Annotated in this window: 13 protein-coding genes and 1 pseudogene; 11 read left to right on the top strand and 3 right to left on the bottom strand. The window is 62.9% G+C overall.

All coding sequences use genetic code 11. The features are described 5' to 3' along the window. Positions 1–42 precede the first annotated feature (42 nt). From V5E97_RS18590 to V5E97_RS18570, 5 genes are read left to right on the top strand one after another with little or no spacing between them, the layout of a single operon-like run. Positions 43–3390 carry a PSD1 and planctomycete cytochrome C domain-containing protein gene (locus tag V5E97_RS18590; protein WP_406700773.1) on the top strand — a complete coding sequence of 1116 codons (3348 nt, stop codon included), beginning with the start codon at positions 43–45 and terminating at the stop codon, positions 3388–3390. A gap of 18 nt (positions 3391–3408) precedes the next feature. Then, positions 3409–4833, top strand: a complete 1425-nt coding sequence (locus V5E97_RS18585) for a DUF1501 domain-containing protein (protein ID WP_406700772.1) — start codon at positions 3409–3411, stop codon at positions 4831–4833. A gap of 51 nt (positions 4834–4884) precedes the next feature. Next, positions 4885–5916 carry a M14 family metallopeptidase gene (locus V5E97_RS18580; protein WP_406700771.1) on the top strand — a complete coding sequence of 344 codons (1032 nt, stop codon included), beginning with the start codon at positions 4885–4887 and terminating at the stop codon, positions 5914–5916. Positions 5917–5961: 45 nt separating this feature from the next. Beyond that, complete coding sequence (locus V5E97_RS18575; RefSeq protein ID WP_406700770.1) at positions 5962–7083, top strand: mandelate racemase/muconate lactonizing enzyme family protein; 1122 nt, start codon at positions 5962–5964, stop codon at positions 7081–7083. Further along, on the top strand, positions 7083–8528 hold the full coding sequence (locus tag V5E97_RS18570; RefSeq protein WP_406700769.1) for an MFS transporter: 1446 nt from the start codon (positions 7083–7085) through the stop codon (positions 8526–8528). Before V5E97_RS18575 ends, V5E97_RS18570 begins: the two co-directional genes overlap by 1 nt. A gap of 144 nt (positions 8529–8672) precedes the next feature. On the opposite strand, the pseudogene V5E97_RS18565 reads toward V5E97_RS18570, so the two are convergent. Then, positions 8673–9910: pseudogene (locus V5E97_RS18565) on the bottom strand (carboxymuconolactone decarboxylase family protein); the annotation flags it as partial. A 445-nt stretch (positions 9911–10355) separates the two neighbouring features. On the opposite strand from V5E97_RS18565, the gene V5E97_RS18560 reads away from it, so the two are divergent. Beyond that, complete coding sequence (locus V5E97_RS18560; protein WP_406700768.1) at positions 10356–11363, top strand: DUF1559 domain-containing protein; 1008 nt, start codon at positions 10356–10358, stop codon at positions 11361–11363. 75 nt (positions 11364–11438) lie between these two features. Further along, entirely contained in the window at positions 11439–12251 is an 813-nt protein-coding gene (locus V5E97_RS18555) for an IS5 family transposase (RefSeq protein ID WP_406694685.1), read from the top strand. A gap of 147 nt (positions 12252–12398) precedes the next feature. Here V5E97_RS18555 and V5E97_RS18550 read toward each other — a convergent pair whose 3' ends face one another. Further along, the gene (locus V5E97_RS18550) at positions 12399–14210 is read right to left on the bottom strand and encodes a hypothetical protein (RefSeq protein ID WP_406700767.1); all 1812 of its coding nucleotides are present in this window, start codon (positions 14208–14210) and stop codon (positions 12399–12401) included. Positions 14211–14556: 346 nt separating this feature from the next. Here V5E97_RS18550 and V5E97_RS18545 point away from each other — a divergent pair, with 346 nt between their 5' ends. Further along, positions 14557–15168 carry a class I SAM-dependent methyltransferase gene (locus V5E97_RS18545; RefSeq protein ID WP_406700766.1) on the top strand — a complete coding sequence of 204 codons (612 nt, stop codon included), beginning with the start codon at positions 14557–14559 and terminating at the stop codon, positions 15166–15168. 109 nt (positions 15169–15277) lie between these two features. Here V5E97_RS18545 and V5E97_RS18540 read toward each other — a convergent pair whose 3' ends face one another. Next, the gene (locus V5E97_RS18540) at positions 15278–16066 is read right to left on the bottom strand and encodes an SDR family NAD(P)-dependent oxidoreductase (RefSeq protein WP_406700765.1); all 789 of its coding nucleotides are present in this window, start codon (positions 16064–16066) and stop codon (positions 15278–15280) included. 337 nt (positions 16067–16403) lie between these two features. On the opposite strand from V5E97_RS18540, the gene V5E97_RS18535 reads away from it, so the two are divergent. The 3 genes from V5E97_RS18535 to V5E97_RS18525 all read left to right on the top strand — a co-directional run bounded on the left by V5E97_RS18535 (position 16404) and on the right by V5E97_RS18525 (position 19706). Then, on the top strand, positions 16404–16706 hold the full coding sequence (locus V5E97_RS18535) for a hypothetical protein (protein WP_406700764.1): 303 nt from the start codon (positions 16404–16406) through the stop codon (positions 16704–16706). Positions 16707–16834: 128 nt separating this feature from the next. Next, a complete protein-coding gene (locus tag V5E97_RS18530; protein ID WP_406700763.1) occupies positions 16835–18022 on the top strand; it encodes an acetyl-CoA C-acetyltransferase in 1188 nt (395 codons plus the stop codon). Between the two features lie 37 nt (positions 18023–18059). Then, the gene (locus V5E97_RS18525; RefSeq protein ID WP_406700762.1) at positions 18060–19706 is read left to right on the top strand and encodes an acyl-CoA carboxylase subunit beta; all 1647 of its coding nucleotides are present in this window, start codon (positions 18060–18062) and stop codon (positions 19704–19706) included. Positions 19707–19718 lie beyond the last annotated feature (12 nt).

The following is a 19718-nucleotide window of genomic DNA, read 5'->3' as shown; positions in this document are numbered from 1 at the left end:
CGACTCGCCCCCCGACCCCCAGGCGTTCGAGCGAGCTACACCATGCCTGATGCCCGGCTTCGACTCAGAATCGTGTGTTTGGCGGCGACCTTCGTCGTCTCGCTTCAGGTCATTCTGTTGGCCCAACCGACGGCGGACCTCGAGGCGTTCGAGAAAGAGGTCCGCCCGTTATTGATCGAAAGCTGCCTGAAGTGCCATGGCGCTGACAAGCAGAAGGCAGGGCTGCGGCTTGACTCGCGCCAGTTCCTCATGGAGGGGGGTGATTCGGGCCCCTCGGTCGTCGCTGGTCGCCCCGACGAGAGTCTGCTCATCGAAGCGGTGCGGCAGGATGGCGACTTGAAGATGCCTCCCGGCAAGAAGTTGGCCCCTGAACAGATCGCCGCTCTGGAGCGTTGGGTCGCCGCGGGGGCCCCTTGGCCCGCCGACAAGACGCCCGTCGTCGATGCTCGGAAAGCGGCCTGGGCACGCCATTGGGCGTTTCAGCCGATCGCCGACCCCCAGCCGCCCAAGCTTCAGGACGCCTGGGGCCGTACCCCGATCGATGCCTTTGTGAAAGCGGGGCTCGAGGCCAAGGGGCTGGCTCCGTCGCCTCCGGCCGATCGGTATACCCTCATCCGGCGGGTCAGCTACGACCTGACCGGCTTGCCGCCGACGCCCGCGGAAGTGGATGCCTTCGTCACGGATACCGACCCCAACGCCTATGTGAAGCTCGTCGATCGGCTCCTCGCCTCGGACCACTACGGTGAGCAATGGGCTCGGCACTGGCTGGACGTAGCGCGGTATGCGGACACCAAGGGCTACGTCTACGGGCGGGAAGAGCGCTTCCTCGTGCAGGCCCCAGCCTATCGGGACTGGGTCGTCAAGGCGTTTAACACGGACCTTCCCTACGACCGATTCCTCCTCAATCAGATCGCGGCCGACCAGGCCGAGCCCGACGATCGCTCCGCGCTGGCGGCGATGGGTTTCTTGACCGTCGGCCGTCGCTTCCTGGGAGTGACCCACGACATCATCGACGATCGGATCGACGTCCTCACCCGCGGCACGATGGGGATGACGGTCGCCTGCGCACGCTGTCATGACCACAAGTATGACCCGATCCCGACCGCCGATTACTACTCGCTCTACGGAGTCTTCCAGAACTGTACCGAAAGCCTGGTGCCGATCGCCGAGCCGGCCTCACGGGACGATGCCTATCGGGCCTTTGAGAAGGAACTCGAGGTGCGTCGTGAGAATCAGCGCAAAGGCCTGGCGGAGAGCCGTGCCGAGGCGTCGAAGCGGGTTCGCGAGCGGTTGGCGGCCTACCTGCTGGTGCAGCGTGATCTCTCGCAGATTCCCCAGGAAGACTTTTCGACAATCCTCGGCACGGGGGATCTGATTCCGGGCTTCGCGCGACGCTGGCAGGCATATCTCGCCAACGCCGCGAAGGTCGATGACCCGATTTTTCGCCCTTGGCGGCGGTTTGCAGCGTTGACTGATGCCGAGTTTGCCTCCAAGGCTCCGATTGTCTCCCAAGAATTGCTTCGGGCCGATGCGCCTCCCTTGAATCGAAGGGTTGCGGATGCGTTTGCCACTCCGCCGGCGACCATCCAGGACGTCGCCGACCGTTATTTTAAGCTCTTCAACGTGGTCGATCGTCGCTGGCAGGAGTTGCAGAAGCCTGCCGGCTCGAGGGACCAGGCCGCTCCCCCGGTCTTGCCCGACCCGGACGACGAGGCGTTGCGGCAGGTCCTCTATGCGGACCGATCCCCTTGTCAGGTGCCTGACGAGCCCGTTGTGACGACCGAGTGGTTCTATGACACGGGGACCGTTGTCAAGTTGTGGACCCTGCAGGGAGAGGTGGATCGGTGGCTCATTCAGTCGCCCCTGGCTCCGCCGCATGCGGTGGCGGTTGTTGATCGCGCGGAACTTCGCGAACCGCGGATCTTCAAACGTGGGAGCGCGGCGAATCGAGGCGACGAGGTGCCTCGCCAGTTCTTACTGGTGATCGCCGGCCCTGATCGGAAGCCGTTCAAACAGGGGAGCGGACGTCTGGAGCTGGCCCGCGCGATTGTCGATCCAACCAATCCACTGACGCCACGGGTCTGGGTCAACCGAATCTGGATGCACCACTTTGGCGCCGGGCTCGTCCGCACGCCTAGCGACTTCGGTATTCGGGCCGAGGTGCCGAGTCATCCCGAGTTGCTCGACTGGCTCGCTCGTCGTTTGATGAGTGAGGGCTGGAGTACCAAGGCGATCCACCGGCTCATCTTGCTCTCGGCCGCCTACCAACAGCAATCCGGAAGTCCGGCGGACGCCGCGACCCACGACCTGGCCCTCAAGATTGACCCCGAGAATCGGTTACTCTGGCGGATGAACCCCCGCCGCCTGACTTTCGAGGAAGCTCGCGACACTTTCCTCAGCGTGACCGGAGAACTCGACCATCGCCTCGGCGGTCGTTCCACGAACCTCTTTCCTGGCACGGGAACTAACGTCCGTCGATCCCTTTATGGCTTGGTGGACCGCCAGTACCTTCCTAGCGTCTTCCGCGTCTTTGACTTCGCCAATCCCGACCTCCATATCCCGACGCGGAGCGAAACGACCGTCCCTCAGCAGGCTTTGTTCGCGATGAACCACCCGTTCCTCGCCGACCGTGCCCGGATTCTGGCGGACCAGCTTCCTACCGACGATCCCGACGCCGCGATTGGTCGACTCTTCCGTGCGATCTATCAGCGGAATCCGACCGACTCTCAGCGACGGGCGGCTCACGCATTTCTCGCCGCACCCATCAATGAATCGGCTCCGGTCGTTCCCCCCGAGACCCTGGCCTGGCAATACGGCTACGGCGCGGTGGACCCGATGTCGGGGCCCGCTCTTGGTACTTTTCAACGGTTGCCCCATTTCAACGGGGCCGCATGGAGCGGCGGTCCGCAATGGCCCGACGCCAAGCTCGGTTGGGTGCAGCTCACGGCCCAGGGGGGGCATCCGGGCGACGATCTCAAACGCGCTGCGATTCGTCGCTGGACCGCCTCGAATCGCGGGAAGGTGGCCGTCCAGTCGACTCTCACACACGCGGAGGCCACCGGTGACGGCGTTCGCGGTTGGCTTGTTTCCAGCCGCCAAGGGGTTCTCAAGTCGGCCCCCGTCCACAACACCCGAGTCGATTTCAACGCCGACTCGATCGCCGTTGAGCCTGGTGATACGATTGACTTCGTTGTCGATATTCGCGATGGCCTGAACAGCGATCAGCATCTCTGGACCGCCAAGATCCGCGAGCTGGGCGACTCCGCGGGCGCGGCCACGACCTGGGATTCGGTGCAGGACTTTTCTGGACCCCCCACTCGCCAGCTGAAACCGTGGGAGCAACTGGCCCAGGTGCTTCTGATGGCGAACGAATTGATGTTCGTTGACTGAACCAATGGGGATTGAGCCATGCAAGATCCATCGCGAATGACCCGCCGAAGCCTGTTGCAACGCTCTGCGCTCGGCCTGGGCGCGCTCGGCCTGGGCGACCTGTTCAGCGAGCAAAAGGCGTACGCGGCGGGGCCAGCACTCGAAGGCGGGGCAGGGGATGCCTTGGCGACGAAGTTGCCCCATTTTCCGGGCAAGGCGAAGCGGGTCATCCACTTCTTCCTCAATGGCGGCCCCAGCCAGGTCGACACGTTCGACCCCAAGCCGGCACTTTTGAAGTACGCAGGGCAGCCGGCGCCGAGTCACCTCGCGACGGAGCGGAAGACCGGGGCGGCATTCCCCTCTCCCTTCAAGTTTCAGAAGTATGGTGAGAGCGGCATCGAGGTCAGCGAGCTCTTCAGCAAGACGGCGCAGCACATTGACGACATCGCCGTCATCCGCTCGATGGTCGCCCAGGTGCCGAATCATGAGCCGTCACTGATGCTCATGAACTGCGGTGATTCGGTGCTTTCCCGGCCCAGCGTCGGCGCCTGGGTGATGTACGGGCTCGGCACCGAGAACCAGAACCTCCCCGGGTTTGTGGCGATGTGCCCCAGCGGGCTACCGATCAAGGATTCCGAGAACTGGCAATCGGGTTTCCTCCCGGGAATCTTCCAGGGCACGTTCATCGACCCTCAGCATACCGAAATCGACAAGCTGATCGAGAATATCCGCAGCCCACACGCGACCCAGGCCGTCCAGCGCCGGCAGCTCGATCTCTTGCGTTCTCTCAATGCCGAACATCGCGAACACCGGGCCGATGCCCGGCTCGACGCCCGCATTCAGTCGTTCGAGATGGCCTTCCGCATGCAGATGGAGGCCGCCGATGCGTTCGATATCGCGCGAGAGCCCAAGTATATCCGCGAGTCGTATGGCAACGGAGTCCACGGCCGTCAGACCTTGATCGCTCGTCGACTCCTGGAACGGGGCGTTCGCTACGTCCAGCTCTGGCATGGCGCGGGGCAACCCTGGGACCATCACGCCCAGATCGAGCAGAATCACCGGAAGCTGGCGGCCGAGATCGACCAGCCGATCGCCGCACTGTTGACGGACCTGAAACAGCGAGGCATGCTCGAAGACACCCTCGTGATCTGGGGCGGCGAATTCGGCCGGACGCCCACCGTCGAGCTCGACGGCAACGGCAAGTCCGCACTCGGCCGCGATCATAATCACTACGGTTTCAGCGTCTGGATGGCGGGCGGTGGGATCCGTGGCGGCACGATCCATGGCGCCACCGATGACTTCGGGTTCAAGGCGGTGAAAGACCCGGTCAGCGTCCATGATTTCCACGCCACCATTCTTCACCTGCTCGGTTTCGACCACGAACGATTGACCTACCGTTACGCCGGCCGTGATTTTCGCCTCACCGACGTTCATGGACAGGTCGTACGCCCGATTCTGGCCTGAGCTGAGCCTAACCCACCCTCATTCATTTAATCTCTCGGGAAGACCGAACCGATGACACGCATTGTGGCTCGCCCCGACCGACTCGACCTCGATTCCCCCGGCCGGCGCGACTACTGGGTCGCCCTGGAACACGACAGCATCTGGGGCGACCATTTGCTCCCCCTGACAGTCTGGGTGGGTCCCGAGGCCCAGCCTGATCGCGGCCTCGTCGCCTTCGGATCCAATCATGGAAATGAGTATGAAGGGCCAGTCGCCCTCAAGCACCTGTTGCGTGAGATCCGGCTCGAGGATGTTCGCGGCCGGATTATCATCATCCCCGTTTTGAACCCCTCCGCCTTCCGCACGGGAACCCGCGAGAGCCAGGGGGACGACGGCGTTAACCTGAACCGAGCGTTCGTCGAAGGGGCAGGGGTTACTCCGGCCTTGGCCGGCATCACCCACCGGATCGCCGCGTTCGTCCGGTCGTCGATCTGGCCCCGCGTTCATACCGTGCTCGACCTTCACTCCGGTGGCGATGTGGCCCGTTTCGCCCTCTGCGCCAACTATCACCCGGTTGACGACCCCGCGCTCGCCGCCGAGATCGAACAAACCGCCCGCTGGTTTGGCACCCCTTGCCTGATGGTTTATCAGAACATCACGCCCGGCCTGCTCCCGAGTGAAGCCGAGCGGCTCGGCAAGATCACGGTCGGGACCGAGCTGGGTTGGGGCCGCGCCGTGAATGTCGACGGTGTCCGCTATGGAAAGCAAGGCGTGCTTGCGGCGGCGATCCATCAAGGCCAGCTCCGGGGCAAGATCGAGCCGATCGACTATCACAAGGCAGGGACTCAGCGTACATTGGAAATGGTCGACCGCGACTGTTTCACCGTTGCTCCTTTCGACGGCCATTATGAACCGTTGGTGGAATGCGGGACGGCCGTTCGTCGTGGCGACACTGTCGGCCTGTTGCACGATTTTGATCATATTGACATGGATCCCTGGCCGGTAGTGGCCGGAGTCGACGGTGTCTTGCTCGCTCAGGCCTGGGCATCCCAGGTTCCTCGAGGCCAGCACATCGTCGTGGTCGGCCGTGACATTTCCGCCTGATTCGGTTCCCTGGCTGGCCACATATTCACCCGTCCGGAAGCGTGCATGAAAATCACTGAGATCGTTTGCCAGATCCTTCGCATCCAGAATGTTGAAGCCAAGACGGCGAGCAGCCAAGACTCCGTCCTGGTGCGAGTCCGGACCGACAACGGTTTGGAGGGGATTGGCGAGGCTGACTCGTCTCCAGAGATGGTCAAGGCCATCATCGACGCCCCGTTCAGCCACAACATTGCGACCGGACTGCGCGCTCTGCTGATCGGCGAGAACCCGCTGGAAACCGAGCGGATCTGGCAGAAAATGTACCGTCGGACGATGTATTGTGGCCGCCGATCAACGACCATCACGGCGATGGCGGCGATTGATATGGCGCTCTGGGACCTCAAGGGCAAACATTTTGGTGAGCCGATTCACCGGCTCTTGGGGGGAAAGCTTCACGACCGCTTCCCCGCGTATGCCTCGATCTTATTCGGGCGTAACGGTGAGGAAACCGCGGCGATCGGCCGGCGCTGGCGCGAGGCCGGCTATCGCGCTGTGAAATTCGGCTGGGAGCCGATGGGGCAGAGCGAGGCCGTCGACCTTGCCCTCGTCGCTGGAGCGAGGAAGGGGCTTGGCGACGACGCCACCCTGTTGATCGACGCCGGGTGCGTCTGGGATGCGCGCACCGCACTGGATCGAGCCAAGGCGTTTGCTGATTTCAAGATCGGGTGGCTCGAAGAACCACTTGGTCCCGACGATTATGAAGGTTATCGTTGGCTCCGTGACCGTTCCCCCGTCCCCATCGCATCGGGCGAGGAAGAGTGTGGGCGGCAGTCGTTCCGCCCTTTGATCGACGGCCGTTGTCTTGACGTTTACCAGGTCGATCTGTCGCGCAACGGCTTCACCGAGGCCGCCTACATCCGGCAACGGGTTGAGGAGATTGGCGCTCGGCTCTGTAATCACTGCTACACCAGCCCCGTCACGGCCGCCGCCAGCCTGCACTGGCTGTCAACCTGCCGCGATGCCTTCCTCTTCGAAGACTGCGTCGAGGATTCTCCGCTCCGCCACGAGCTGACCTTGGAGAAGATTCAGGCCGAGGACGGCTGGATTGTCGTGCCCAACCGTCCCGGGCTGGGGGTCACGATCAACGAGGACTTCGTCCGTTCCGTACTTATTAGCGAGTCGACTTGATGACGGAGTCTCCTCCCGCCTCGCAGGCCGCTGCGCCGACGAGTGTCCGCTACCGGGTGCTCGGGTTCGCCTGCACGCTGTCGATGATCACCTATCTCGACCGGGCCTGCTTCGGCGTGGCGGCCCCGTCGATCGCGGGCGAGCTCGGCTTGACCGACGTCTCCCAGCTCAAGTGGGCGATCACAGCCTTTGCGATCGCCTACGCTGTTTTCGAGATTCCGGCCGGGGCGATGGGTGACCTCCTGGGGCCGCGTCGCACCTTGGTCCGGATCGTGGCGTGGTGGTCGGTCTGCACGGCCCTCACCGCCGCGGTTGGCCTTCGAGTGGGCGGCACCCTGGTTGGTGGCCTCGGCGCCCTCATCGCCCTGCGCTTCCTGTTCGGTGCGGGCGAGGCGGGCGCTTATCCCAACATTACGCGGGCGCTTCACAACTGGTTTCCCGCCCGAAGCTGGGAGATGGCTCAGGGCCTGGTCTTCATGTCGGGCCGCCTCATCGGGGGACTCACCCCGTTGATCTTGGCGATCCTCGTCGGCGGAACGGCCACCACCGCCCCGCTGATGGGCTGGCGATCGGCTTTCGTTCTCTTCGGGATGATCGGCCTGGTCTGGTGCGTCGCGTTTGCCCTCTGGTTTCGCGATCGCCCCGCCGATCACCCCGGGGTCAACGCCGAGGAACGCGACCTGATCGGTTCGGAGTGGAATTCCTCGGAGACCCACTCGGCAGTACCCTGGCGGGCGATGCTCACCAATCGGAGCCTGTGGGCGCTCTGCCTGATGTATTTCTTGATTAATTATGCCTGGGCATTCAATATGACGTATTTGCCCTCCTACATCGAAGAACGCTTTTCGATGTCGGCGGGGGACAAGTTCGGTGCGATGTATAAAGGGGCTCCTCTCTGGATTGGAGCCGCCGGCTGTTTTCTGGGCGGATTTTGCGTGAATGGGCTGGCGCGTCTTTTAGGGGATCGCCGCCGGGCTCGGCGAGTCCTGGGCATGACTGCGCTCTCCACGGGGGCAGCCTGTTGGTGGGCCGCCAGCCACACTGACAATGTTCATTTGTTCTGCCTTGCGATCTCAATGGCCGCCTTTTGCGTCGACCTGACACTTGGTTCGTCCTGGGCGACCTGCCAGGACCTGGGTCGCGAGCACGCCGCGGTAACCGCAGCCTGCATGAACACGATTGGCACCCTGGGCAACGCGTTGGCCGGCTGGTTGACCGGGACTCTGGTCGAGCAATCTCTCGCCACGACAGCGGCCGCGCAGGAGCTTTCCCTCACCCAACTCTCCAAGGTCGACCGCCATCTCGCGGTCCTTTCCGGATACGACTCAGCCTTTGCAACGTATGTGACGGTGTTTATCATGGCCGCCCTCTGCTGGACTCTGATCGATCCCACAAGACCGATCTCCGCCGGCAAGTCGTCTGTTGAACCGGGACAGATCGCATAATCAAGTGACGCGGACAATTTTGTCGGCGTCATCTCCGATGGTTCGTGATGTCAAACGGCCTTCAATGAAGTACCCGAGTATGGGCGAGGCGGAATTCAGTAAGAACCACGCTGTGAGTCGATTCGCTGTGCTATGGCGTTCGACTCACTTCGGGTTCGTCCGCTGGAAATCGGACGGGTCTGGATTCTGCGGGGCGTAATCCGCGAATACGTTGTCGCGCTCGAGGGAAGCTGGAAACCGTCGGAAACCCGGGTCATGTAGAGACCGCGACAAAGCCACCAGAAGGTGGCCATCGCGTTGTCGGGTCCGAGATCGGTTTCGAGTGCCTTGTAATCGGCGATCGAGAGATCCCAAGGGGTCTTGGTGAGCTTGCGAGCGAACGCGTAGGTCCGTTGCTCGGCTGGTGGGAAGCTCGCCCAGTCGTCGCCGGCAAGCAGGCGGATGCGCTCCTTGACGGCGTCCTTGTCCAGCCCGGCAACCTCCAGCAGCATCTCGCAATGGCCCATGCAGTAGTTGCACTGGACGCTGCGCGTCTGGACCCAGAACAGGCTCTCTTCAAACACACGGTCCTGAGGTTTTTCGGCCCATAACGTTCGGGTCGAAATGCTCCAGGGGACGGCCAGCTCGGGGACGTAGCCCGAGCAGACGAGATTCCAGACGATCCTCGTTGGCCTGGCCGCGAACTCGGTTGGTAGATTCTTCTTGACCTCGTCCCAGGTCGGTACGGGCAGCCGCGGCGTTCGGGCACGCTGTCCGTCGAGCCGCGCCTGCAACATCTCAAAAGAGAGGCTGGACCATTCCGGGTCTCGGTCGACAACGGTTGTGCCCGACGTAAGCGGCCTCGGAAGCTCATGCTGAGGCGGCAGGTGGGGCATCGACTGGAAGGCGCCCGGCGCGAACTTGACGTCGAGCGGGGGCAACGGACCGCCGGTTTCGACCGGAAGCTTCAGCCCGAGAACGAGCCGATCCTGGAAGTTACCGTAGGCTGCGAGCAAGACCAACGCGGCGACCTGCTTGTCGCCGAGCCGCTTGCGGAGCCGCATGAACAGGTCGTCGCTGATCGTCGCCGCCGAGCTCGTGAGCAACCGGGCAAGCTCAAGCGGCTCCCGGTCATTCTCGGGCCAGCCCGCTGGGTCTCCCGCCAGAACCTTGATTCCTTCGCCGCCGCCGGCGCGATCAAGATCGGCGAGCGCAGAAGCCTCGGAGTACGCGCAACGATTGGTCCGGGCGATTACGAAGCGCATCTTGGCCCGAAGCACTGGATCGAGAGGGCTCTTGGTTCGCTGGGCCAGGTCGAGTTCGAGCATCGCGGCGGCGGTCCGTGGTAAGTGGACCGCCACCACCTTTGCCCAGGACGGAAGGGGCTGGCCTCCCCCTCGCTTCGCGTCTGGCATTCGCCGCCAGGTATCCGCGTCAGAGAGCGGCGTAACCAGTACGCTCCCACCGTCACGGGGAAGCGAGACCATGGCCAAGGAAGTAAGGATAATCGTCCCGAATATTACTAGAAATACTATGTTGGTGAATAAAAACATGAAAGATCTCCGAGAGCGTTTGGAGGTTCGTTTGCCTTGCCGGTTCGTCAGGAAGGCGCTGGCATAGTGCCTCTCTATGTCTGCCACGGAGCATCGATCCAGGATTCGTAGGGTCTCGCGAGTTGACCTGATGTCTGAGAGCCCCCGCCATTTATACCCGAGACATGATGTCGTTCTCCGCTTCGAACTGGCTGGCTTTGTCAATCGCAAGCAGGATTCGGATTGACAAGGTCAAGGGAGACCCTACCCTGCACGAGCGACTTGAGATCCAGCGTCACCGGGAGAGGTTCGGTTCATGCGTCGACTTCACAGAACTCGCGAGGAACGAGCCTTTACCTTGATCGAACTGCTGGTGGTGATCGCGATCATCGCGATCCTGATCGGCTTACTCTTGCCCGCCGTACAGGCGGCGCGCGAGGCGGCACGCCGGATCCAGTGTCAGAATCAACTTAAGCAGATCGGCCTCGCCATGCATGGCTATCATGACGTGTGGCAGAGCTTCCCGCCGGCCTGTCTGGCGCCTGATGCCCTACGCCCGAATCGGTCGGCGACTGATTTTGAAATCGGTTCGGGGTGGGCATGGGGGGCGCTCATCTTGCCCTACTTGGAGCAGAGGCCGCTCTACGACGCCGCGAATTTCGACTTCGATTTCGGCAGTGCTGACTCGACGGACCCCCGCGGTATCCTTGGCCTGAAAGCCAACAAGACCGTGATGAATACCAGCGTTTCGATGTTTCTATGCCCGAGCGACGGGGGCGGCGAGGGGCCGATCGACCTTGGGGACGGTTCTACACGTGTTTTAGGGTCTCCCGGCCAGTACATCGCCTCGGCGGGCTGGATGAACTCCTCCCAATATGAGGTCCAGGGGACCGGCGTCCTCTACCCGAACAGCCGGGTCGCCCTCGGTGAAGTCAGCGACGGCACGAGCGCGACTTTGATGATCGGTGAGCGGTCACGCAAGCTCGCCGATGCCGCCTGGTCCGGCATCCTCTGGAGCTATTCGACGCCAGCCCCCCTTTGTACCAAAGCGGGTTGGCCCCTCAAATCATGTGTCGGGGCCATGTTTCTGCTCATGGGCAGGACCGGTCCTTCCTCCGACATTCTGAGTGGAAGTATCCCCGGCGGGAATTCCCTGAATCGTCAGGCTGGAGCCGATGGCTTTGGAAGTCTTCACCCCGGTGGTTGCCCATTCCTACTTTGCGATGGCTCAGTCCGGTTCATCAAGGAATCCGTAGCTCCACGGGTGTTCCAGGCGTTGGCGTCGCGAGCCGGCGGTGAAGTTGTCAGCGCTGACCAGTATTAAGAGACCCTAACAAAATAACGAACCGAAGCAGGGCCAAACAACGTAGGAGGGGTGACGTGTCACAGGAGATACCACATGGCCAAGCCTCTTCTGCCCGATGAACTCTGGGAACGGATCGAACCGCTCCTGCCGCCACCCAAACCCCGACGGTTTCGCTTCCCTGGACGGAAGCCGATCGACGACCGCAAGGCGCTGACCGGAATCCTCTTCGTCCTGAAGACGGGGATCCCGTGGGAGGATCTGCCCCAGGAGATGGGTTGCGGTAGCGGCATGACCTGCTGGCGACGACTCCGCGACTGGCATCGCGCCGGGGTCTGGCAGAGGCTCCACGAACTCCTCCTGGCCGAATTGCGGGGAGCGAACCGGATCGATTGGTCCCGAGCCGTGGTCGACAGCGCCTCGGTCCGAGCCCTGGGGGGTGGGGAGAAGACCGGCCCAAACCCTACGGATCGAGCCAAACCGGGTAGCAAACACCACGTGATCACCGACGGCGGAGGAATCCCCTTGGCCGCGATCTTGACGGGGGCCAACGCCCCCGACGTCACCCAATTGGAGGCGTTGGTGGATGCGATCCCGTCGGTTCGCGGAAAGCCGGGGCGTCCTCGCCGCCGCCCGCGTGCTCTCTACGCCGATCGGGCCTACGACTCGGCCCCTCATCGCCGGCGGTTGCGAAGTCGAGGAATCCTTCCCCGGATTGCCCGACGCAACACGCCCCATGGAAGTGGTCTGGGCCGCTATCGCTGGGTGGTCGAACGGACCTTGTCGTGGTTGCATAAGCCTCGGAAGCTCCGGCTGAGAACCGAACGCCGCTCTGACATTCACGAGGCGTTAATGTCGATAGCTTGCGCAATCATCTGTTTCAACGTACTTGCCAGCTCTTTTTGTTAGGGTCTCTAAGAGCAATCGGAGCTATTGGAATTAGAAATAAAAGAATGATTTTGCGTTTTAAAGTGCGTGGTTTGAGTAGAATTGGAATTTTCAGATCACGTCCTTGGAAGTTGACATCCAGCGTGCCTTATTGTTCTCGTCCATCGGTCATCCTCCCTGTTTCATCGGTTCGGGTAGTGACATCAGAGCCTTCAAATCGAAGCGAATTTGGGTCTCCTGGCCCACGGCCGGGGGCGTGAATGGCTCGAAACCGCTTCCTCGGAAACAGAGCCAGAGCAAGGACGAGGATTCCAGGGGCACGTCGAACCGGAACGTCGCCTCGGCCGGGCGACCGTCGTCGGTCAGGGAGACGATTTTGACGGTCATTCCCGTTAGCCTCACCTGATCTCCGAGCGCGAACCTTCTGCGTTCGCTCCGGAAGACCTGATCGAGGGGAAACCTGAGGTAGCCTGCTTCGGGGGCGATAGCGAGAGTTCGGTCGTCGAGGCGGCGGATGGTGACGGAGGGGATCGCCGGTGCCAGGACCCGCAGATACCGGGGCACGGACTGTCCATCCATCTCCCGGCGGAGTAGGAGGTAATTCGCAATCATGGAACTCGGTGCGTTCACAACAACGACGGTCCGATTCTCCAGGGATTCCTGAGGTATCTGGACGTGGAGGCGCGCCTCGACCCATCTCGGCCCTAACGGGTGGGCAGACCGCAGGGGAAGCGCGAGTGGGGCGATGACCGCGTGGACGGCCACGAGGAACCATGCCACTGTCTTCGCCGTGACGCGCCAGAGGGCATTCGACGGTGCTTCCCCGGAGAACACGAACCCCCAAAACTGGGCGAGGAGACCGGCCGCGCCGATGCCGACGAAGGTGAGCAGGCGATCCATCGGGATCGTGGCGCTCACCGGGATCGCGGCAAGGAGCATGCCCGTCGCCCAGAAGCGCGACAAGTGATTGCGGCGCAGCAGCGGGGTCATCACGAAGAGGAGTAGCCCCAGGTAGCCCGCCGCGAACCACAAAAAAGTGGTGGATGTCGGCGGATGCAATACGACGGCGATGTCTGCCGGGAACGGACTCCATTGGCCGAGCAGAAGCATCGGGAGGCGGTCCGCCGCGGCCGACAGGTATCGGCCGGTATCGGTCAGCGGGTCGATATATAGGCCCATGTCACGGACGCCGTAACCCCAGGACGCGCGGAGGGCTGCCCACACCACGACCCCCGCGGCGTACGGCCAGAGGGCCAGCAAGCCGCGCCGCTTTCCCCGGGGGTCGACGAACAGACCGTAAGCGGCCAGGTAGGCGCACGTCCCGATCCCCTCCTCCTTTGAGAACAAGGCGGCCAGGAGTAGCAGCGGGGCTAACAAGGCTGCTCGACGCGAGCCGTCTCGCCTCCATCGGTCGTGAGCAATCAGGGCTGAGACGCCGAAAGTCGCCGCCACGAGGACGTTGCGATTGGCAATAAACCCCACGGTTGCGCCGCGGGCGTCGTCCACCGCAAAGAGCAGCGCCGCCACGCCCGCCCCCCATGTCGCACCGAACATCCGCCGGTAAAAGACCGCCGTGGCGGCCACGGCCGCGCCAAGCCAGAACAGGCTGTGGGCGTGCATGAGCAGCGGGGAGTCGGGCCAGAGTGCGTAATCGAGCCGATGAGTCAGGACGGTCAAGGCCTGCAAGAACTCGGCCTTGAGGCCCGGGTCGGTCCACCAGGGGTAGAGTCCGATTTCCATGAGGCGTCCGGTCCGGTCGGGGTCCCCGTGGAAAAATCGGAACATCTCCGAGGGGGAACCGAGCAAGTCCTGGATCCGCGACTTCTCGAGAAGGACCGCCCGGTGAAACCAGTCGTCGAGCATCCACCCGGCACCCAGCGACGGCAACGCGAGCAAGATGGCCATCACCGCAACGGCCGCCGGGAGATGACGCGTCTTCAGGAATGATCCCACCAGCCTCCGTAATACCGCTTTCGACATCGCACAGACTCCGGCCTGGCAGAACGATCGTCTTCTGTCACCTTCGTCAGGGTGACGAGTCGGCCGTTCGGTTGCCATGAAGTAAAGCTTTGGAGGATAAAATATTAAGAGTTGGTGGATTCATTATTTCGTTTGCGGTAAGGCTCGAATCCCTCCCGTAGGAGGGCACGGAACACTATCCCGATCTCCTTACCCAAAGGGGGGTTAAGATGGTGGGCCGTGCCCACCCTACAATATTGTCCACGATTCATCGAGGTCGGGAATGATCACAGACTGGCTGACCCGGCATCGCTGGCGGTGATGTAACGGACGTGCGAAAATGCAAAAAACCAACAGGAGATCTTCCATGACCCTTCCCGACCGAACCACCTTCGAGTCCGCCTACGCCGGGCAAGCACCTTGGGACATCAGCGGACCGCAGAAGGCGTTCCTGGACGTAGCCGACCGGATGACGGGGTCGATCCTCGACGCCGGGTGCGGCACGGGCGAGAATGCCCTCTTCTTCGCCAGCCGGGGCCACAAGGTCACGGGCATTGACTTCCTGGCCGAGCCGATCCACCGGGCGAAACTGAAGGCAGCGGAGCGGGGCCTGACGGTGAACTTCCTCGTTATGGACGCCCTGGCGCTGAACGAACTTCCCGAAGCTTTCGACACGGTGATCGACTCCGGGCTGTTCCACGTCTTCTCTGACGAGGACCGCCGCCGCTACGTCAGTGGGCTGGCGTCGGTGCTGAAGCCGGGCGGGCAGCTCTTCTTGCTCTGCTTCAGCGACGAGGAGCCAGGCACCCAGGGGCCAAGGCGGGTCTCGCAGCAGGAGCTTCGAGAGGCATTTGCGGACGGCTGGGCCGTGGAAGAGGTCCAGGCCGCCCGATTCGAAGTCCGCCCCGACCTGAGAGATATCTCGTTCAGCGAGGGCGGCCCGAAGGCGTGGTTCTCGGTCATTCGGAGACAAGGCTGACGGAACCGCCCGAGCGTCGAACGTTCTTGCCATGACGGGCCTGCATTCGATGAAATCGGGTTCGCAGAAGCCGTACGATGGAAGCGACCAAGGCCTGATGCGCTTCTCATCAGATGATGTTTCGCACCAATCCGCCGTCGACACGTAGGGTCGCTCCGTTGACCGCGGACGCCCTGGGGCTCGCGATGAATGCGACTGCGTCGGCAATCTCTTCCGGCCGGATGAGGCGCTGGATGAGCGATGTCGGGCGATTCTCCTGCATGAACCGCTTCTCGGCTTCCTCGGGAGCGGCACCGGGGAACACCTCGGCAATGAACTTCTGCACGCCTTCGGTCAAGGTCGAGCCGGGCAAGATCGTGTTCACCGTGACCGCCGTACCCTTGGTCAGCTCGGCCAAGCTTCGTGAGATGGAGAGCTGCATGGTCTTCGTGGCGCTGTAGTGGGCCATCTCGGGTGCGGGACTGACGCCGGACTCGCTTGATATGAAGATGACCCTCCCATGACCCCGTCGGAGCATTCCGGCCAGGTAATGGCGGCTCAGCCGAACGCCGCTCATGATGTTGACCTCGAAAAGGCGCTGCCAGGCCTCGTCCGTCTCCTCGAAGAAGCCGACCGCTTCGTAGATGCCGAGGTTATTCACCAGGATGTCAATGTCCGCGTGGGCGGCAAACGTGGTGGCGCTCCCCTCGGCGGTGCCGTTATCCGCCACGAGGGGGACGAGGTCGGCCTCCGGGAGCCGAGCCCGGATGCTGGCGATGGCCTGTCCGACGCTGGAATCGGTGCGGCCGTTGACGATCACCCTGGCCCTTTCGGCCGCGAGCGCGGTTGCGATCGCCAGGCCGATGCCTCCCGACGAGCCCGTCACCAGGGCCGTCTTTCCCTTGAGCTGCAAATCCATCGCCCTCTCCTCCCGAATGGTTCAGCGACGACCCAATCGTGCTTGCCGTTCAACGCGGATCATCAATCTTGTCACCCAGGTCCTGAAGGTACACGATCTGGTCGCGGAGTTCCTCGACTTCGGCGAATTCTCATTTTCTCGTCCCCAAGAAATTAGGGAACTGCCGGGATGGGATCGCCTCCGCGCAATCGAGAACCATTGGGATGTTTTCGACCTGATTCAAAGTCGGTCTGCCTTGCCAAACCGCCTCCGTCTACGTATCATTTGTATAGATGGGGGTGACGCCATGATTCTGGATCGGGGTCAGTCGTTGGGGTCTCAAACGCGGGGCCGAACGTTGTTGAGCCACCTGTATCTGACAATCAACAAGAGCCTCTACCTGGTCGAGCCGCTGGAATGCGGGCCGGGTGCGGCTGTGCGCGCGTTCCGGCTGAATAAGGGGGACGGCACGCTCTATGACGTGGCCCAAACGAGTTACGGGCCTGAGTGTGACTGTCCCGACTTTATCTTTCGTCGGGCCGGTCTCGATCCGTCGGGTTGCAAACACGTCAGAGCCTTGGTTGGTCAGGGGCTGATCGAGGCCGGAGCGCCGGCAAGCGTCCGGACGGAGAGCGGCCGTCGGGCCGTGGGGAGTCGTTGACCTGCCCATCGGGGGCTCTTAGAATCCCTGTTGGTGAGGCCATGCCGCCGGCCTAGGCCGCGGGTCATGGGTCGTGCGAGGCGGACTCTCTGCAGATCGCCTCATTTTTGGATTTTGAGGGTCTCCTCATGTCGGGTCCGATTCCGGTGATACTTTCGGCTTGTCGGACGCCGATCGGCCGCTATCTCGGTGGTCTGTCCGGTCGTTCCGCGGTGGACTTGGGGATCGTCGCGGCGAAAGAAGCGCTTGCGCGATCAAAGGTCGATCCGGGCGTGATCGATGAGGCGATCGTAGGGAACGTTCTGGCGGCAGGCCTGGGGCAGGCGCCGGCACGGCAAGTCGCGATCGGTGCGGGGATTCCGCCGAAAGCCAGCGCCTTGACCATCAATATGGTCTGCGGTTCGGGTTTGAGGTCGGTCATGCTCGCCGCGACGGCCATTCGGGCGGGGGACGCCGATCTGGTCCTGGCCGGTGGTATGGAGAGCATGAGCAATGCTCCCCATCTGCTTCGAGGGGGGCGCGGCGGCTGGAAACTGGGTGACGGGGTCCTGGTCGACTCGATGCTTCATGACGGCCTGACCTGCGCGGTCGAGGGCTGGCCGATGGGCGAGGCTGCCGAGCGTACCGCCGATATGTGCAAACTCTCGCGTGAAGAGCTCGACAGCTTCGCGTGCGAGAGCCATCGCCGTGCGCTCGAGGCGCAGGCCTCCGGGGCCTTCAACTCCGAGATCGTCACGGTGACCCTCGAGGGAAAGAAAGGGAGCGTGACGACGATCGAGGCCGATGAAGGGCCGCGTACGGAGTCGAACCAAGCGGCCTTGGCCAAGCTCAAGCCGGCATTCTGCGCCAGTGGGGTGGTGACGGCGGGCAACTCATCGAGCTTGAGCGACGGGGCGGCGATGCTGGTGGTCGCCTCGGAGGAGAAGGCGGAGCAGTTGGGCGTTCGACCGGTCGCGCGGATCATCGCGACGGCGATCTCGGGCCTCGACCCGCGCGACCTTTTCCTCGCTCCGATCGGCGCGATTCGAGCCGTCCTGGCCAAGGCAAGGCTCACACCCGAGGAGGTCGATCTTTACGAGATCAACGAGGCGTTTGCGTCGCAGTTGCTCGGTTGTGTAAAGGGGCTTGAGATTGACCTGGCCAAGGTCAACGTCCACGGAGGCGCGATCGCGTTGGGGCATCCGCTCGGTGCCAGTGGCGCCCGCGTTCTCGTTACGCTCATTCATGCCCTTGAACGTTATGAGAAGAAGATCGGAGTCGCCGCACTCTGTCTCGGGGGGGGCAACGCCGTCGCATTGGTCGTGGAGCGGTCTTGATTGGCGGGGTCCTTTTGTCAAGAAACGACATTATTATATGCCGTCCGCTGAATCACGTACCGATCCCAGACGTCCCGCGGAACCCGACCTTCGCGATGTGACCGCACGCCTACTGGCCGAGGCGAACGGGATCCGCGAAGGAGGTGGGCCCGATGCGATCGCGCGTCAGCACGCCAAGGGGAGAAAGACCGCCCGTGAACGGATCGCCTCCCTGATCGACGCCGACTCGTCCTTTCTCGAGCTCGGCCTCTGGGCCGGCTACCAGTTGTACGAGGAGTGGGGCGGAGCTCCGGGCGCGGGGGTCATCACGGGGGTTGGCCAGATCGCCGGTCGGCGCGTGATGATCATCGCCAACGATGCCACGGTCAAGGCCGGGGCCTTTTTCCCGATGACCATCAAGAAGGTGCTCCGGGCCCAGACGATCGCCGCTCGGAATCGACTTCCGCTGATCTATCTGGTGGATTCCTCGGGCGTCTTTCTCCCGATGCAGGATGAAGTTTTTCCCGACGACGATGACTTCGGTCGGATCTTCCGCAACAACGCGGTTCTCTCGGCGCAAGGGGTTCCCCAGTTCGCCGCCATCATGGGCAACTGCGTGGCGGGGGGGGCGTATCTACCAGTCCTCTGCGACACGGTGCTCATGACCGAAGGCTCAGGCCTCTACCTCGCCGGTCCCGCCCTGGTCAAAGCGGCCATCGGCCAGGATATCACGCACGAGGAGCTCGGTGGCGCGGGGATGCATGCGGCCATTAGCGGGACGGTCGACTACCACGAGCCGGATGACGATTCGTGTCTCGCCCGCCTGCGACGGCTCGTCGCGCTGCTCCCACCCGATCCGAAAGGGGGCGCCGCGGAGGTTCCCGTCGACCCCCCGTCTCGCTCGGCCGACGATCTCTTTTCGATCGTTCGGACCGATCCGTCGGCTCAGTACGATGTGCGCGACCTGCTCGAGGCGCTCGTCGACGGGGGGCGCTACGACGAGTATCGCGCTGATTACGGTAAGTCCTTGTTTTGCGGGTTTGCCCGGCTGGGAGGAATCCCGGTCGGGATCGTGGCCAATCAACGGCTCCGGTTTCGGCCCGAGGGGGGCGGCCCTTACCAGTTCGGCGGCGTCATCTATGCCGACAGCGCCGACAAGGCGGCCCGCTTCGTGCTCGACTGCAACCAGGCACGAGTTCCCTTGCTGTTTATCCAGGACGTCAATGGCTTCGATGTGGGGCGGGACGCCGAACGCTCGGGGATTATTCGCCGGGGCGCCAAGCTCGTCAACGCGGTCAGTAACAGCATCGTCCCGAAACTGACCCTGATCGTCGGCCATTCGTTCGGCGCAGGGCATTATGCGCTCTGCGGCAAGGCGTTCGATCCCAACTTCCTGTTCGCATGGCCGGGTGCCCGTTATGCCGTGATGGGGGCTCAGCAGGCGGCAAGGACGATGCTCGACGTCCAGGTCGCCACCTTGAAACGTCAAGGCAAGCAGGTCGACGACCGCGAATTGAACGCAATGGCCGACGAGTTGCGGGCCCGCTACGATCGCGAGACCGATATCCGCTATGCGGCTGCACGAGGCTGGGTCGATGCCATCATCGATCCGCTGCAAACCCGTGAGGTTCTCGTCCTGGCGCTCGACGTGGCGACCCGTCAGCGCGAGACTGAGGGGTTTCCGGTCGGTGTCTTCCAGGTCTAAGCTAACCAAAGG

The sequence above is a fragment of the Singulisphaera photorubra genome, assembly GCF_045290345.1.
Classification (GTDB): domain Bacteria; phylum Planctomycetota; class Planctomycetia; order Isosphaerales; family Isosphaeraceae; genus Singulisphaera.
This window is presented reverse-complemented; position numbering and strand designations above follow the sequence as displayed.